Origin of the sequence: Citrobacter sp. Cpo089, from assembly GCF_030332695.1 — a bacterium.
Lineage (GTDB): Bacteria > Pseudomonadota > Gammaproteobacteria > Enterobacterales > Enterobacteriaceae > Citrobacter > Citrobacter portucalensis.
This window is the reverse complement of the sequence record NZ_JAOWHJ010000028.1, coordinates 102,662-119,248: the sequence shown is the minus strand read 5'-3', so window position 1 is coordinate 119,248 and position 16,587 is coordinate 102,662. Positions and strand designations below refer to the sequence as shown.

Below are 16,587 nucleotides of genomic sequence, written 5' to 3'. Positions count from 1 at the left end.
AAATCGGTGGAGCTGCATGACAAAGTCATCGGGCATTATCTGAACATAAAACACTATCAATAAGTTGGAGTCATTACCTGGCTCAAGTTCTGGCTGCGACATGCTGTATGGCATGGCGGATGCCTGCGCCCTGAGCCACAGGTCCGGAGGGAATTATGTCGATCAGGATAGTTGTTAAAAAGAACACGTATTTTGATTCTGTCTCACTGATGTCTATCTCTACGCGCGCAAATAAGCTCGATGGCGTTGAGCAGGCATTCGTGGCTATGGCGACAGAAATGAATAAGGGCGTGCTGAAGAATCTCGGCCTGCTGACGCCTGAGCTGGAAGAGGCGAAAAGTGGCGATCTGATGATTGTCATTAAAGGTGCCAGCGAGGCGGCGAACGACCAGACGCTGGTGGCGATTGACGATCTGTTTACGCATAAAGAGCAGGGTGGCCAGCATGAAGCGCACTATGCCACGCTTGCCAGCGCGAAGAAGCATGTTCCTGACAGCAATCTGGCGGTGATCTCGGTCAATGGCCTGTTTGCCGCGCGTGAAGCGCGTCAGGCGCTGCAAAATAACCTCAATGTGATGCTGTTCTCTGACAACGTCTCTCTTGAGGACGAGCTGGCGCTTAAGCAGCTGGCGCATGAAAAAGGGCTGTTAATGATGGGGCCAGATTGCGGAACCGCCATCATTAACGGTGCGGCGCTGTGTTTTGGCAACGCGGTGCGTCGCGGCAACATCGGAATTATTGGTGCCTCCGGTACCGGCAGTCAGGAGCTGAGCGTACGCATTCACGAATTTGGCGGCGGGATTTCCCAGCTAATTGGCACAGGTGGACGCGATCTGAGTGAAAAGATTGGCGGCCTGATGATGCTTGACGCGATTGGCATGCTGGAGGCCGATCCGCAAACTGAGATCATCGCACTTATCTCCAAACCGCCTGCGCCAGCGGTGGCGCACAAGGTGCTGGAACGTGCACGCGCCTGTCATAAGCCCGTGGTGGTGTGTTTCCTCGGACGTGAAGCCGCGCCTGCGGATGAAAAAGGCCTGCAGTTTGCCCGCGGTACTAAAGAGGCGGCGCTGAAAGCGGTACTGCTGACCGGCGTGAAAAAAGAGAGTCTGGATCTGCATCCGCTCAACTGGCCGCTGATTGAAGAGGTTCGCGCCCGTCTGACTCCACAGCAAAAGTACATCCGTGGCTTGTTCTGTGGCGGCACGTTGTGCGATGAGGCGATGTTTGCTGCCATGGAAAAACATGCCGAAGTTTACAGCAACATTCATCCGGATCCGGCGTTCCGCCTGAAAGATCTCAACGGCAGCGTGGCGCATACCTTCCTGGATTTCGGTGATGACGATTTTACCAACGGCAAACCGCACCCGATGATCGATCCCACCAACCGCATTAGTCGTCTGTTACAGGAAGCGCGCGATCCTGAAGTTGGCGTGATCGTGATGGACTTCGTCCTTGGATTTGGATCGCATGAAGATCCGGTTGGCGTGATGCTCGATGCGATCGTTGAAGCCAAAGCGATCGCCGCCGCAGACGGTCGTCCGCTTGAGATCCTCGGCTATGTGCTGGGAACCGATCTTGATACGCCGTCGCTGGAAAAACAGTGTCAGATGCTGACCGACGCCGGGGTTATCTGGGCGAGCAGTAGCACCAACACCGGATTGCTGGCGCGTGAATTTATCTGTAAAGGGGAGGAAGCCTGATGAGCCAGACACTGTTTAACCAGCCGCTGAACGTGATTAACGTTGGCATCGCAATGTTCAGCGATGACCTGAAAAAGCAGAACATACCGGTGACCCAGCTCGACTGGACGCCGCCGGGGCAGGGCAACATGCAGGTCGTGGCCGCGCTGGACGACATTGCCGATTCGCCGCTGGCAGACAAAATCGCGGCCGCTAACCAGCAGGCGCTGGAACGTATTATCCAGTCGCATCCGGTGCTGATTGGCTATGACCAGGCGATCAACGTCGTGCCGGGCATGACCCGTAACACCATCCTGCACGCCGGGCCGCCAATCCGCTGGGAAAAAATGTGCGGCGCAATGAAGGGGGCGGTAACCGGGGCGCTGGTCTTTGAAGGGCTGGCGAAAGATCTGGATGAAGCCGCGGAACTGGCCGCCTCGGGTGAAATCATCTTCTCTCCGTGCCACGAGCATGACTGTGTCGGCTCGATGGCGGGCGTGACATCGGCATCGATGTTTATGCACATCGTCGAGAACAAAACCTATGGCAACCGCGCATATACCAATATGAGCGAGCAGATGGCGAAGATCCTGCGCATGGGCGCGAACGATCAGAGCGTTATCGATCGATTGCACTGGATGCGCGATGTGCTGGGACCGATGCTGCGCGACGCTATGAAGCTGGCGGGCGAAATCGATCTGCGTCTGATGCTGGCGCAGGCGCTGCACATGGGTGATGAGTGCCATAACCGCAACAACGCCGGGACGGCGCTGCTGATTCAGGCGCTGACGCCGTGGATTATTCAGACCGGTTATCCGGTTGAGCAGCAACGTGAGGTGTTCGAGTTCGTCCTTAGTAGTGATTACTTCTCCGGACCGACCTGGATGGCGATGTGTAAAGCCGCAATGGACGCTGCGCACGGTATTGAATACAGCACCGTGGTGACGACGATGGCGCGCAACGGCGTTGAGTTCGGTCTGCGCATTAGCGGTTTACCGGGCCAGTGGTTTACCGGTCCGGCGCAGCAGGTGATTGGGCCGATGTTTGCGGGCTATAAGCCGGAAGATTCCGGACGTGATATCGGCGATAGCGCGATCACCGAAACCTACGGCATTGGCGGTTTCGCTATGGCGACGGCACCGGCCATCGTAGCGCTGGTGGGCGGTACGGTCGAAGAGGCCGTTGATTTCTCTCGCCAGATGCGTGAAATCACTCTCGGCGAAAACCCCAACGTCACCATTCCGCTGCTTGGTTTTATGGGCGTACCGACCGCTATCGATATTACGCGCGTAGGCAGCACTGGCATTCTGCCGGTGATCAACACCGCTATTGCGCACAAAGACGCGGGGATCGGCATGATCGGCGCCGGAATAGTTCACCCGCCGTTCGCCTGTTTTGAAAAGGCGATCCTCAACTGGCGCGACCGCTACTGCCAATAACAATAACCGGGGCTAACGCGGTTAGCCCCACAGTAGCGAAGCGAAAAACGTTGCTTACCTGCAGGGCTGGGCGATCTCCGCGATCGCAAACGATGCTTAACCTGTTAAGGATATTCCATGAACAGCATAAAACTAGAATGGAAACGTGGTGACTGGGCGGCTTACTTTGGGCTGATGACCAACAACCTGACTAACCTGCTGACAATGATGGGACTACTCATTTTTGTCGTCGGGATCCCTACCGAAATTGTCTATGGTCGCATTGCGCCTGCCTTTGGTCTGGCGGTGCTGGTGGCCAGCGTCTGCTACGCCTGGTTTGGCCTGCAGATGGCAAAGCACACCGGGCGTAACGACGTAACGGCGCTGCCGTCCGGACCAAGTGCACCGTCAATCTTCACCGTGACCTTCCTGGTGCTGATGCCGGTTTATCAGCAAACCAAAGATGCCAACTTCGCTATCCAGATAGCCCTGGTGTGGTGCTTTGTCGAAGCGTTGATCCTGGTCGGTGGCTCCTTCCTGGGCGAGACCATCCGCAAGATGATCCCACGTACGGTACTGCTTTCTTGTCTGTCCGGCCTGGGGCTGTTGCTGCTGGCGATGAACCCGATGCTGCAGGCATTCGAAGCGCCGACCGTCTCTTTCATCGTCCTGTTGCTGATCTTCATTAACTGGTTCGGTAAGAAGCCGATTTTTGCTCGTATTCCTACCGGTTTGCTGCTGCTGATTGCCGGTACGGCCCTGGCATGGATCTCCGGTTTACAAAGCCCGGAAGCCATTAAAGCGTCGATGTCTTCCTTTGGCTTCAACCCGCCGGAAATTCATGTCGACAGCTTCCTGCAAGGTTTACCGCACGCACTACCGTATCTGGCTTCTGCAGTTCCTTTGGGCCTGGCGAACTATATTTTTGACCTTGAGAACATTGAAAGTGCGCACGCGGCGGGCGATGAGTACAACACCCGTAAGGTCATGATGGCGAACGGCTTTGCTTCCATGCTCGGCTGCATGCTGGGTAACCCGTTCCCGGTGACCGTATATGTTGGGCATGCGGGCTGGAAAGCGATGGGCGCCAGCATCGGCTATACCCTCGCTTCAGGCATCACCATGTTCCTGGTGCCGCTGTTTGGGCTGGGGGCGTTTATGCTCGCCATTATTCCGATGACCGCGATAGTGCCGATTCTGGTGTTTATCGGCGTGGTGACTGCCAACCAGGTGGTGCGAGAAACGCCTAAAGTCGAGGTTCCCGTCATCTTCATCTGTCTTTTCCCGTGGATTGCCAACTGGGCATTGACCATCGTCAACAGCGTGATGGGCGCTGCCGGAACATCCGCGGGGAAACTGGGTAGCGACTTGCTGCACAGCAAAGGTGTCTATTACGACGGACTGGTGCATCTGGGAAGCGGCGCACCGCTGGCCAGCATGCTGTGGGGCTGCGTCGCTATCTTCGCCATTATGAACAAGCCGCTGCGCGGCGCGATTGCCGCAGCCTTTGGCGCGCTGTTATCGCTGTTTGGCGTGATTCACTCCCCTGCGGTTGGCTTTGCGGAAGGCAGCTCGATGATGTTTGTTGTGGCCTACCTGATGATGAGCGGCATGTTTGTCCTCAAGCATGTTCTTGATAGCCGTGAAGCGGTGACTGCGCCTGAGCAGGAACCGACGAAAACGACCTGAATTGCCTGCAAGCGGAAGATAACACTATGAAAGAACTTGTGGTCGTTGCCATTGGCGGCAACAGCATTATCAAAGATAACGCCAGCCAGTCGATTGAACACCAGGCTGAAGCGGTGAAAGCGGTAGCGGATACGGTGCTGGAGATGCTGGCATCGGACTACAACATTGTGCTGACGCACGGTAACGGGCCACAGGTAGGGCTGGATCTGCGGCGTGCGGAAATCGCGCACGAGCGTGAAGGGCTGCCGCTTACCCCGCTGGCAAACTGCGTTGCCGATACGCAGGGCGGTATCGGTTATCTGATCCAACAGGCGCTGAATAACCGCCTGGCGCGGCGCGGTGAGCAGAAGGCAGTTACGGTAGTAACGCAAGTGGAGGTCGACAAAAACGATCCGGGCTTCGCTAATCCGACCAAGCCCATCGGGGCGTTCTTTAGCGAAGCGCAGCGTGATGAACTGCAGCGGGTCAATCCGGGCTGGCGCTTTGTTGAGGATTCGGGGCGCGGCTACCGTCGGGTAGTCGCCTCTCCACAACCGAAGCGCATTGTCGAGGCGGAGGCGATCAAAACGCTGACCCAGCAAGGCTTTGTGGTGATTGGCGCGGGCGGCGGCGGGATCCCGGTGGTGCGTAGCGAGCAAGGGGATTACCAGAGCGTGGACGCGGTGATTGATAAAGATCTCTCCACGGCGCTGCTGGCACAGGAGATCCGCGCCGACATTCTGGTGATCACCACCGGCGTCGAGCAGGTTTGTATCCATTTTGGCAAACCCAACCAGCAGGCGCTGGATACGGTGGATGTTGCAACGATGACCCGTTACATGCAGGAGGGACATTTCCCGCCTGGCAGCATGTTACCCAAGATCGTTGCCAGCCTGACGTTTCTGGAGCGTGGCGGTAAACGAGTGATCATCACCACGCCGGAATGCCTGCCTGCCGCACTGCGCGGCGAAACGGGCACCCATATTGTCCATTCCTGAGAGGAGACGTGAATGAAGGAAAGTAACAGCCGCCGTGAATTTTTAAGCCAGAGCGGAAAAATGGTGACCGCTGCCGCGCTGTTTGGCGCGGTCGCTCCGGTCGCGTATGCTGCTAATCCTGTCGGGAACACCTGCGGGTCGAAGAGCACAATGACGATTAACGATAAACACTATTACCTGGATAACGTCCTGCTGGAAGCGGGCTTTGATTACGAAAACTCAGTGGTGGTGCATACCCGTACCGCGCTGCAAACCGTTGAAATCCAGGACGAAAAAATCGTTGCGCTGCGCGAGAATAAGCAGCATCCGGATGCGACGCTGCCGCACTACGATGCGGGTGGAAAGCTGATGCTGCCCGCCATGCGCGACATGCACATCCATTTGGATAAAACCTTTTACGGCGGTCCCTGGCGTTCGCTGAACCGCCCGGCTGGCACCACTATTCAGGATATGATCCGCCTGGAACAAAAGCTGCTGCCTGAACTCCAGCCTTATACGCAGGAGCGCGCAGAAAAGCTGATCGATCTGCTGCAATCAAAAGGCACCTCGATCGCCCGCAGCCACTGCAACATAGAACCGGTTTCCGGGCTGAAAAACCTCGAAAACCTGCAGGCGGTACTGGCGCGTCGTCAGCCGGGTTTTGCCTGTGAAATCGTGGCATTTCCGCAGCATGGCCTGCTGTTATCAAAATCTGAACCGCTGATGCGCGAAGCGATGCAGGCGGGAGCGCATTACGTCGGCGGTCTGGACCCAACCAGCGTCGATGGGGCGATGGAAAAATCCCTCGACACCATGTTCCAGATTGCGCTGGATTACGATAAAGGCGTAGATATCCATCTGCATGAAACCAGTCCGGCAGGCGTGGCGGCGGTGAATTACATGGTGGAAACGGTGGAGAAAACGCCGCAGTTAAAGGGCAAACTGACCATCAGCCACGCGTTTGCACTGGCAACGTTGAACGAACAGCAGGTAGACACGTTGGCGGGCCGCATGGCGACGCAGCAGATTACCATTGCCTCGACGGTGCCGATCGGTACCTTGCACATGCCGCTCAAGCAGCTGCGCGATAAAGGCGTGGAAGTGATTACCGGAACCGACAGCGTAATTGATCACTGGTCGCCGTACGGGCTGGGCGACATGCTGGAAAAGGCAAATCTGTACGCGCAGCTCTATATTCGCCCCAACGAACTCAACCTGTCGCGGGCGTTGTTCCTCGCCACCGGCGATGTGTTGCCGCTTAACAAAAAAGGTGAGCGCGTTTGGCCGAAAGCGCAGGATGAAGCCAGCTTTGTGCTGGTGGATGCCTCCTGTTCGGCGGAAGCGGTCGCGCGAATTTCCCCACGCACCGCGACCTTCCATAAAGGGCAACAGGTGTGGGGCAATGTCGAAAGCTAGCCTGGTTTTACGCGCAGCGGCAATCGCTGCTGCGCTCTCTTAGTGTTAACCGACGATCCCCATATAGCCGTGAATCCCCATATATAAACCGACCATCGCAATGAGCACACTGGAAAAATAGGGGGCTTTGCGTGCCATCGTGTTAAATCCGCTCCAGCGTTTGGCCGCCTGCTGCACGCTGATTGCCGCTCCCACGCCCACCGTTACCAGCGTCAGTGCCAGCCCGAGGCTAAAGCACAGCACCATGGTGGCACCCAGCGTGAAGGCTTTGAGCTGGATGCAAATCAGCAGCACCGTAATGGCGGCTGGACACGGGATAAGCCCGCCGGTCAGACCGAACAATAATATTTGGCCGTTGGTGACCTCTTTGCCCGCAAAGCGGCGCTGAATATCGGTGGCATGCGCCCGTTCGTGGGCATCCTGATACTCTTTCGAGCCTTCGGTGAGTCCTGCCAGTGCGGCATGGTCGTGATTATGCTCGTGTTCGTGATGGTGATGGTGATGATCGTCATCGTGGTCATGATGATGGTCGTCATGATCATGGTGGTGGTGATGCCCGTGATCGTGGTCGTGATGCGTCTGGGCCAGCCAGTTCTGCTCTCCCTGCCAGGTTCGCCAGAACATCCAGAATGCGGTCCCGAGAATAATTATCGCCGAGACAAATTGCAGCCAGGGCTCAACGGCCTGGGCGGTAAACGCTTTGCTGATATACATGCCACCGAGCACAATCAACCAAACTACGGCGGTATGCGACAGCGTTGCAGCCAGCCCCAGCATCACCGCCTGTTTGATGGTCCCCTTAATGGCAATAATAAAGGCCGCCATCATCGTCTTGGAATGCCCCGGCTCCAGGCCGTGTAACACACCCAGTAGAATCGCGCTGGGAATGAAAAACCAGGCGTTACCTTGCTGAAGAAGCGTAGAAAACTCACCCATGAGAATGATTCTTAGTTGTTTAATTTCGCCTGATTCTACTCCCCCCCAGTATCAAATACTACCCCCCAGTAGAATGTCGATGGTATTGTCCCTACAGCCAGACGTTAAAAAGGTAAAGTTATGTCACATACGATCCGCGACAAACAAAAGCTGAAAGCCCGAACCAGCAAGATTCAGGGGCAGGTAGCGGCGTTGAAAACCATGCTGGATGAACCGCATGAATGCGCGGCGGTATTGCAGCAAATAGCGGCGATCCGCGGGGCAGTAAACGGATTAATGCGTGAAGTGATTAAAGGTCATCTGACCGAGCACATTGTGCATCAGGGCGATGAAATTAAGCGCGAAGAGGATTTGGATGTGGTCCTGAAAGTGCTGGATTCGTACATCAAATAAGTCAGTTTAACGGCTCATCCGCTTACTGGAATGAGCCGTTAAACAACACGTTCTAGCCAAAAAACATCACAGATACGCACAGCAGACCGACAATCAGAGTGATCAGATTACCCACTGAACGGTACGGCTTCAGCGCCGGGATCAGATAGGTAGACAATGTCGGCATGATAAACAGAATCATGGCAATCAGCGGGCCGCTTATCGCGTAAATCATTGAAATGGCATTAGGATTAATGCAGCAAATGATAAACGTGATAGCCGAGACCAGCATGATGGACAGAGCGCGGTTAAAGGCCCGGCTTTTCTTCACACCCACCTGATGCAACGACGTTTTTACTACCTCCGTTGCCCCTTCAATCACGCCAAAGTAGGTGCCGAGGAACGATTTTGACATCGCTACGACGGCAACGATGATCCCGGAAATCGACAGCCATGCCGGCGCGTTTGGCATCATCGACAGCGCGGAAAGAATCGTCACGCCTTCATTTTTCGCGTCTTCGATATAGTTTGTCGGAATCGAAAGCAAACAGCTGAAGACGAAAAACAGTACGCTCAGGCAGATGATGACGTAGGCTACCTTCATGATTTTTTTGCATTTACCCATGGCCTGCTCGCCGTATTTCTCTCGTCTGTCGATGGCGAACGTAGAGATAATTGGCGTATGGCTAAAAGCGAAAACCATCACGGGAATAGATATCCAAACCTGATGAAGCGTGTGCTGATCGAAAGACATCTGGCCGGTGAGTAGCGTTGGCTGCCAGCTTCCGGTCAGGTAGAGCGAAAGGAACAAAAAGTACGCGATGAGCGGGAACACCAAAAAGCCCATGACCCGAATAGTGGCTTGTCGGCCCATCAGAAAAATCAGGTTCAGCACCAGCACCACGCCAAAGCTGACCAGCATGCGGATCCGCAGATCGATAGTGATATGTTTTGCCAGCTGTTCAGTGAGTGAATTGGTTATCGCTACGGCGTAAATCAGCACCACCACAAAGAAGGCAATAAAATAGAGGGTGGTGATCAGGCTGCCAATCTTCTTGCCGTAGTAGTGAGTAACTGCGCCAGTGATCCCTTCACCAGCCGACGTTTTTGAGGACAGGATAAACTGGCACAGCGCCTTGTGCGGCCAGTAGGTTAAAGGCCAGGCGACGAGAGCGGTGATAAACAATACCACCGCGCCTGCAGAACCCAGCTGTATGGGGAGGAAGAGGGTTCCTGCGCCGACGGCAGTCCCATATAGTGCGAAGCTCCAGAGAGTCTCTTCTTTTGACCAAAATTTCGACATTATTTGAACGTATCAACTATAAAATAAACAAAAAGAAGCGCAATTTACCACAAATGGCAGGGGCTGGGGGAGATGTGAACAAGCGGGCGAGTGAATGGGACAATAGCCGGAACCGAGAAGATTCCGACTATTATTTTAATTATCAGGCAGTAACGCGCTGCTGGCGGCGCTTCATAACGCGCTCGCGTAACGTGTCATAAGCCCAGTTATAGAACATGGTGTACGGCAGGAAGAACAAGAAGAAACCTATTTCCAGCGTGAATGCCTGAACCAGGCTGACGTTTAGCACATACGCCACGATGCTCACCCCGATCACAATAAAACCGCTCTCAAAACCTAAGGCGTGAAATGCTCGCACTTTCGCCGTACGTTTTACCAGGTGCGACGGCCACAGACGGTCAAACAGGGCGTTATAAATGATATTCCAGATCATCGCTGTAGTGGCGAGAAGAATGGTCAGTCCGCCCATTTCCAGCACCGAGCGCTGCATCAACCATGCGGTGGTCGGTGCGAGGATCGCGGTGGCAATGCCTTCAAAGCAGACGGCATGAAAAATACGCTCAACTAACGAGCGGCGTTGGACAGTATCGTGTTGCATAACCTAAAACCTTCTTTGATGCCCGGATAACGGAATGGTGGCAATTTTATCGTTTTATGTGATATCTAAAAGATAGTATCCATCGATAAAGTAGATAGCTCATGCGTTATTCTCCTGAAGCATTAACGGCATTTGTGGAGACCGTTTCCTGCGGTTCATTTTCTGCGGCGGCCCGGCGGCTGCGTAAAAGCCAGTCCACTATCAGTACGGCCATTGCGCATCTGGAAGCCGATCTTGGTTTTGCACTGTTTGACCGCTCATCCCGCCAGCCAACGCTGACCGAAGAAGGTAAGCGGGTGTTGGGTTATGTGCAGGCTATTCTGACGGCCAGCGAACGTCTCGATGAGGCGGCGATCTCGCTGTCGGGTGAAACTGAGGCGCGTCTGACCTTTGTGCTGTCTGACACGCTGCATCCGGATGTGCTGGAAGAGTTGATGGTGCAGTTTGATCGCAAGTTTCCCCATACCGAGTTTGAATGCCTGATTGGCGAAGATGAAGACGTGATCGATCTGCTGCAAAAAGGACGCGCACAGGTGGGGTTGATCGAAGCGCGGGAAGATTACCCGACCGACATGGGTGTTACGCGTCTGCCGATGCAAACCTGGATGGGATTATACGTTGCAGCGTCGCATCCGCTCGCGGCTCAAGAAAAACTGCAGTGGGAGCAACTCCACACCTGGCGCGAGCTGCGTCTGAATACCTATCTGGAAAGCGGCACCAACGTGGCGCGCGGTCCCGTCTGGTCTGCTCCTAACTATCTGTTATTGCTGAGTATGGCTGTTCAGGGATTTGGCTGGTGCGCGCTCCCTTGTGCGTTGGTGGAGGAGTTTGCGGCAGAAAAACCACTGGTTCAATTACAACTGCCCGGCTGGCCAAAGGCTATCTCTATCGATCTGTTGTGGAATAAGAAATCACCGCCTGGTGTGGCAGGAAGCTGGTTGCGTGACCATTTGCAGCAGAGTGGCGTTCAGATGACCAATAAGTGATACGAATTTCCTTTGTGATAAAAATCACCGTTTTTAAACAACCTTGATAACTATTTTTAACAATCATCTACTATTGCGGTGTTATTTTGCGCTGAGGTAGTGATGAAAGAGGTTGTGATCGTCGGGGCATTAAGGACACCGATTGGCTGCTTCCAGGGGACGCTGGCGCGCCACTCTGCCGTTGAGTTAGGCAGCATGGTGGTCAAGGCGTTACTGGAACGCACGGGCGTGGACGTTCACGCTGTGGATGAAGTGATCCTCGGACAGGTGCTTACCGCAGGTGCCGGGCAGAACCCGGCGCGTCAGTCTGCCATCAATGGTGGGCTACCCAATACCGTTTCCGCCATCACCATTAACGATGTCTGTGGCTCGGGTCTGAAAGCGCTGCATCTGGCGACCCAGGCTATCCAGTGTGGCGAAGCCGACATTGTGATTGCGGGCGGACAAGAGAATATGAGCCGTGCACCGCATGTCCTTACCGATAGCCGCACTGGCGCACAGCTGGGGAACAGCCAACTGGTCGACAGCCTGGTACATGACGGTCTGTGGGATGCCTTCAACGATTATCACATGGGCGTTACCGCGGAAAACCTGGCGCGAGAATACGGAATCAGCCGAGAATTGCAGGATGCCTACGCGCTGCACTCGCAGCACAAAGCGCGGATGGCAATTGATGCCGGACGTTTTAAAGATGAAATCGTGCCGGTGGTAACGCTGCGTAACGGGCAATCGTTCGTGGTGGACACCGACGAACAACCGCGTACCGATGCCAGCGCCGAGGGGCTGGCGCGTCTGGATCCTACCTTTGACAGGCTCGGTTCGGTAACGGCGGGTAACGCGTCATCCATCAACGATGGCGCCGCTGCGGTGATGATGATGAGTGAGGCCAAGGCGCAGGAACTGAACTTACCTGTGTTGGCCCGTATTCGCGCCTTTGCCAGCGTCGGGGTCGATCCCGCGCTCATGGGGATTGCGCCAGTGTATGCAACGCGCCGCTGCCTTGAGCGTGTGGGCTGGCAACTGGCTGATGTTGATCTTATCGAAGCTAATGAAGCCTTCGCCGCGCAGGCATTATCCGTTGGGAAAATGCTGGAGTGGGATGAACGGCGGGTAAATGTGAACGGCGGGGCCATTGCGCTCGGCCATCCGATTGGCGCATCTGGTTGCCGAATTCTGGTTTCACTGGTACATGAAATGGTGAAGCGTCGGGCGCACAAAGGACTGGCAACGCTGTGTATCGGCGGCGGTCAGGGGGTGGCGCTCGCTATCGAACGAGACTAATTTCCCTTCGATTTCTCTGCTTAAACGCCTTTTCTGATGATTTTCTCCTGCATCTATAAAAAAGCCCTCCAACAGGAGGGCAAGGCCAGTTACAGAAACATACACTCTAAACCCTACCAACATATCAAAACGTTGTTTCATTTCATGTGATTGATAGCGCACTTTGTTAGAAAAGGTGTGTGAATGACGTATGAGCCTGGCTGTATTTTCAATATCTTATCCCTGCCACTAATGATCTGCTTTTTTGTGTTTTTATCTATCTAATTGTTTTAAATGATTTTATTGAAACAAATTTTGCGATTTATATGCGCTAGCGTGATCGCACTTACACTTTTGATAATAAGATGCGGAAAAAGTGAAACATCGTTTTAGTTATAATTGAAAACACATTCAGGGAGGGATATCATGAGCGCATAAGATAAAACGGAACAGCGTTTTGCTATTCGTTTAAGCATTCACGGTCAATTTATCACTGGAGGTAAATGTGGACGTAAGACAAAGTATCCATAGTGCGCATGCGAAAACCCTGGACACTCAGGGGCTGCGTAATGAGTTTTTGGTCGAAGAAGTGTTTGTCGCAGATGAATACACCATGGTCTACAGCCACATCGACCGCATCATTGTTGGCGGCATTATGCCAGTGGCCAAAACCGTCTCTGTGGGTGGCGAAGTCGGCAAACAGCTGGGCGTAACCTATTTTCTCGAACGTCGTGAGCTGGGTGTGATCAATATCGGCGGCCCGGGCACGATTACCGTTGACGGCCAGTGCTATGAAATTGGTCATCGCGACGCGCTGTACGTCGGAAAAGGGGCAAAAGAAGTGGTCTTCGCCAGTATTGATGCGGCGAAACCGGCGAAATTTTACTACAACTGCGCGCCGGCACACTCGACTTACCCAACTAAGAAAGTCACGCCTGCAGACGTTGCGCCAGTGACATTGGGCGATAACCTCACCAGCAATCGTCGCACCATCAACAAATACTTTGTGCCGGATGTTCTGGAAACCTGCCAGTTGAGCATGGGTCTGACTGAACTGGCACCGGGTAACCTGTGGAACACCATGCCGTGTCATACCCATGAACGTCGTATGGAAGTCTATTTCTACTTCAATATGGAAGAAGATACCTGCGTCTTCCACATGATGGGTCAGCCTCAGGAAACGCGTCATATTGTGATGCACAACGAGCAGGCGGTGATTTCTCCAAGCTGGTCTATTCACTCCGGTGTCGGCACAAAAGCTTATACGTTCATTTGGGGCATGGTCGGCGAAAACCAGGTCTTTGATGATATGGACCATGTTGCAGTAAAAGATCTGCGCTAGTTGCGGGCGACAGCCGTGCCTGCTGCGGTGGGCATTATAAAAAATTAAGGATTTACAATGATTTTGAATGCATTCTCTCTTGAAGGTAAAGTCGCCGTTGTGACCGGTTGTGACACAGGTTTGGGTCAGGGTATGGCGCTTGGTCTGGCTGAAGCAGGTTGCGATATCGTCGGTATCAACATTGTTGAACCGACAGAAACCATCGAACGCGTGACCGCACTGGGCCGCCGTTTTTTAAGCCTGACCGCCGATCTGCGTCAAATCGATGGTATTCCGGCGCTGCTGGAGCGCGCAGTGGCAGAATTCGGCCATATCGATATTCTGGTCAACAACGCGGGTCTTATCCGTCGTGACGATGCGATCGACTTCAGCGAAAAAGACTGGGATGACGTGATGAACCTGAACATTAAGAGCGTGTTCTTTATGTCTCAGGCCGCGGCGAAGCACTTTATCGCTCAGGGTAACGGCGGCAAAATTATCAACATCGCCTCTATGCTTTCCTTCCAGGGCGGGATCCGCGTGCCGTCTTACACCGCGTCTAAAAGCGGCGTAATGGGCGTTACCCGTCTGATGGCGAACGAGTGGGCAAAACATAACATCAACGTCAACGCGATTGCACCGGGTTACATGGCGACGAATAACACTCAACAGCTGCGAGCTGATGAGCAACGTAGCGCAGAAATCCTCGATCGTATTCCGGCGGGTCGTTGGGGTCTGCCGAGCGATCTTATGGGGCCTGTCGTGTTCCTGGCGTCCAGCGCATCTGACTATATCAACGGCTATACCGTTGCAGTAGATGGCGGCTGGCTGGCACGTTAATTCGCTTTCTAGAACCGTTAAACCCTGCCCTCTGGCAGGGTTTTTTTATATTCGGATCATTAAAATCCATATTGTGGTTATAAATTATTCCATATTAAATTTCATACGTATAAATTTATTGTTTTTAATATTCTTTAATATCAATTAGTTAAATTTAATTGAGTGATTGTCGGTAAATTTTAAAATTGGAATATCCATCACATAACCATGTGGTGTAGCTATTTAATCCATGTTTTTGCCGTTTCCCGCCTGACGCTTCCTGCAAGGGATCCCTTACTTTCAATGGCATGGTTACTCTGTATCTGGCAGGAAAAAATGGTCTCAATAAATAATGATGCTGCTTTAGCGCCGCGCCCAGCGCGCGATACGCGACGTATGAATATGTTTGTTTCTATCTCTGCGGCTGTCGCAGGGTTGTTATTCGGCCTGGATATTGGCGTGATTGCTGGCGCGTTGCCTTTTATCACCGATCACTTTGTGTTGACCAGCCGCCTGCAGGAGTGGGTGGTAAGCAGCATGATGCTGGGTGCGGCAATTGGTGCGCTGTTTAACGGTTGGTTGTCATTCCGCCTGGGGCGCAAATACAGCCTGATGGCGGGCGCGATCCTTTTCGTCGTCGGATCTCTGGGCTCGGCGTTTGCCTCCAGCGTAGAAATGCTCATTTTTGCCCGCGTGGTGCTGGGCGTAGCGGTGGGGATCGCGTCTTACACCGCACCGCTCTATCTCTCCGAAATGGCCAGCGAAAACGTGCGTGGCAAGATGATCAGTATGTATCAGCTGATGGTGACGCTGGGTATCGTTCTGGCCTTTTTGTCCGATACCGCGTTCAGCTACAGCGGTAACTGGCGCGCTATGCTTGGCGTGCTGGCGCTTCCGGCTGTATTGCTGATTATTCTGGTTGTTTTCTTGCCCAACAGCCCGCGCTGGCTAGCGGAGAAAGGTCGCCACATCGAAGCTGAAGAAGTACTGCGCATGTTGCGCGATACGTCAGAAAAAGCCCGCGATGAGCTGAACGAAATCCGTGAAAGCCTGAAGCTGAAGCAGGGTGGTTGGGCGCTGTTTAAAATTAACCGTAACGTGCGTCGCGCGGTTTTCCTTGGAATGTTACTGCAGGCGATGCAGCAGTTCACCGGGATGAACATCATCATGTATTACGCGCCGCGCATTTTTAAAATGGCGGGTTTTACCACCACAGAGCAGCAGATGATTGCCACGCTGGTAGTTGGCTTAACGTTTATGTTCGCCACCTTTATTGCCGTCTTCACGGTCGACAAAGCAGGACGTAAACCGGCGCTGAAAATTGGTTTCAGCGTAATGGCCATCGGGACACTGGTGCTTGGTTATTGTCTGATGCAGTTTGATAACGGCACGGCTTCCAGTGGGCTATCCTGGCTGTCAGTTGGCATGACGATGATGTGTATTGCAGGCTATGCGATGAGCGCCGCGCCGGTGGTGTGGATCCTGTGTTCGGAAATTCAGCCGCTGAAATGCCGTGATTTTGGTATTACCTGCTCCACCACCACCAACTGGGTGTCGAACATGATTATTGGCGCAACGTTCCTGACGCTGCTCGACAGCATTGGCGCCGCCGGTACGTTCTGGCTCTATACTGCGCTGAACGTCGTATTTATTGGTATTACGTTCTGGCTGATTCCAGAAACCAAAAACGTCACGCTGGAGCATATCGAACGTAAGCTGATGGCTGGCGAGAAGTTAAGAGATATTGGGGTGTAAGTCAGATAAGCATGCCGGATGGCGGTTCAGCCTTATCCGGCCTGCGAGTGGAGTCTCTTATAGGCCGGGAAAGCGT

General features: G+C 53.8%; 15 protein-coding genes and 1 pseudogene. 13 read left to right on the top strand and 3 right to left on the bottom strand.

What is annotated here, in order from left to right; translation table 11 throughout:
- From OGX92_RS04380 to OGX92_RS04350, 7 genes and pseudogenes are all read left to right on the top strand, one after another.
- Positions 1-63 (top strand): IS1 family transposase (locus OGX92_RS04380; RefSeq protein WP_071603212.1); only part of this gene is annotated, 63 nt, incomplete at its 5' end.
- 16 nt (positions 64-79) lie between these two features.
- Positions 80-178, top strand: a pseudogene (locus OGX92_RS04375) (oxamate carbamoyltransferase subunit AllH family protein); the annotation flags it as partial.
- Complete coding sequence (fdrA, locus tag OGX92_RS04370; RefSeq protein ID WP_126317448.1) at positions 156-1,703, top strand: acyl-CoA synthetase FdrA; 1,548 nt, start codon at positions 156-158, stop codon at positions 1,701-1,703. The pseudogene OGX92_RS04375 and the gene fdrA, both read left to right, overlap by 23 nt.
- Positions 1,703-3,121 (top strand): YlbE family protein, encoded by a 1,419-nt coding sequence (locus OGX92_RS04365; protein ID WP_063940925.1) that lies wholly within the window; start codon positions 1,703-1,705, stop codon positions 3,119-3,121. Before fdrA ends, OGX92_RS04365 begins: the two co-directional genes overlap by 1 nt.
- Positions 3,122-3,238: 117 nt before the next feature.
- Positions 3,239-4,789: a hypothetical protein gene (locus tag OGX92_RS04360; protein ID WP_003825560.1), complete on the top strand. Its 1,551-nt coding sequence runs from the start codon at positions 3,239-3,241 to the stop codon at positions 4,787-4,789.
- A gap of 26 nt (positions 4,790-4,815) precedes the next feature.
- The gene (locus OGX92_RS04355; protein WP_286586274.1) at positions 4,816-5,766 is read left to right on the top strand and encodes a carbamate kinase family protein; all 951 of its coding nucleotides are present in this window, start codon (positions 4,816-4,818) and stop codon (positions 5,764-5,766) included.
- 12 nt (positions 5,767-5,778) lie between these two features.
- Positions 5,779-7,161, top strand: coding sequence for an amidohydrolase family protein (locus tag OGX92_RS04350; RefSeq protein WP_286586273.1), 1,383 nt, complete (start codon positions 5,779-5,781; stop codon positions 7,159-7,161).
- 45 nt (positions 7,162-7,206) lie between these two features.
- On the opposite strand, the gene OGX92_RS04345 is transcribed toward OGX92_RS04350, so the two are convergent.
- Positions 7,207-8,097 (bottom strand): nickel/cobalt efflux protein RcnA, encoded by an 891-nt coding sequence (locus OGX92_RS04345; RefSeq protein WP_286586272.1) that lies wholly within the window; start codon positions 8,095-8,097, stop codon positions 7,207-7,209.
- 120 nt (positions 8,098-8,217) lie between these two features.
- On the opposite strand from OGX92_RS04345, the gene rcnR reads away from it, so the two are divergent.
- Positions 8,218-8,490: a Ni(II)/Co(II)-binding transcriptional repressor RcnR gene (rcnR, locus tag OGX92_RS04340; RefSeq protein WP_003825567.1), complete on the top strand. Its 273-nt coding sequence runs from the start codon at positions 8,218-8,220 to the stop codon at positions 8,488-8,490.
- A 52-nt stretch (positions 8,491-8,542) separates the two neighbouring features.
- Here rcnR and OGX92_RS04335 read toward each other — a convergent pair whose 3' ends face one another.
- Entirely contained in the window at positions 8,543-9,772 is a 1,230-nt protein-coding gene (locus tag OGX92_RS04335; RefSeq protein ID WP_003825569.1) for an amino acid permease, read from the bottom strand.
- A 142-nt stretch (positions 9,773-9,914) separates the two neighbouring features.
- Positions 9,915-10,370 carry a multidrug/biocide efflux PACE transporter gene (locus OGX92_RS04330; protein WP_008785723.1) on the bottom strand — a complete coding sequence of 152 codons (456 nt, stop codon included), beginning with the start codon at positions 10,368-10,370 and terminating at the stop codon, positions 9,915-9,917.
- Positions 10,371-10,471: 101 nt separating this feature from the next.
- On the opposite strand from OGX92_RS04330, the gene OGX92_RS04325 reads away from it, so the two are divergent.
- From OGX92_RS04325 to araE, 5 genes are all read left to right on the top strand, one after another.
- Positions 10,472-11,356, top strand: a complete 885-nt coding sequence (locus OGX92_RS04325) for a LysR family transcriptional regulator (protein ID WP_003825574.1) — start codon at positions 10,472-10,474, stop codon at positions 11,354-11,356.
- A 102-nt stretch (positions 11,357-11,458) separates the two neighbouring features.
- Complete coding sequence (locus tag OGX92_RS04320; protein ID WP_003825576.1) at positions 11,459-12,637, top strand: acetyl-CoA C-acetyltransferase; 1,179 nt, start codon at positions 11,459-11,461, stop codon at positions 12,635-12,637.
- Between the two features lie 484 nt (positions 12,638-13,121).
- The gene (kduI, locus tag OGX92_RS04315) at positions 13,122-13,958 is read left to right on the top strand and encodes a 5-dehydro-4-deoxy-D-glucuronate isomerase (RefSeq protein ID WP_003825578.1); all 837 of its coding nucleotides are present in this window, start codon (positions 13,122-13,124) and stop codon (positions 13,956-13,958) included.
- 57 nt (positions 13,959-14,015) lie between these two features.
- Positions 14,016-14,777 carry a 2-dehydro-3-deoxy-D-gluconate 5-dehydrogenase KduD gene (gene kduD, locus OGX92_RS04310; protein ID WP_003033923.1) on the top strand — a complete coding sequence of 254 codons (762 nt, stop codon included), beginning with the start codon at positions 14,016-14,018 and terminating at the stop codon, positions 14,775-14,777.
- Between the two features lie 315 nt (positions 14,778-15,092).
- Positions 15,093-16,511 carry an arabinose-proton symporter AraE gene (gene araE, locus OGX92_RS04305; RefSeq protein WP_286586275.1) on the top strand — a complete coding sequence of 473 codons (1,419 nt, stop codon included), beginning with the start codon at positions 15,093-15,095 and terminating at the stop codon, positions 16,509-16,511.
- The last annotated feature ends 76 nt before the right edge of the window (positions 16,512-16,587 follow it).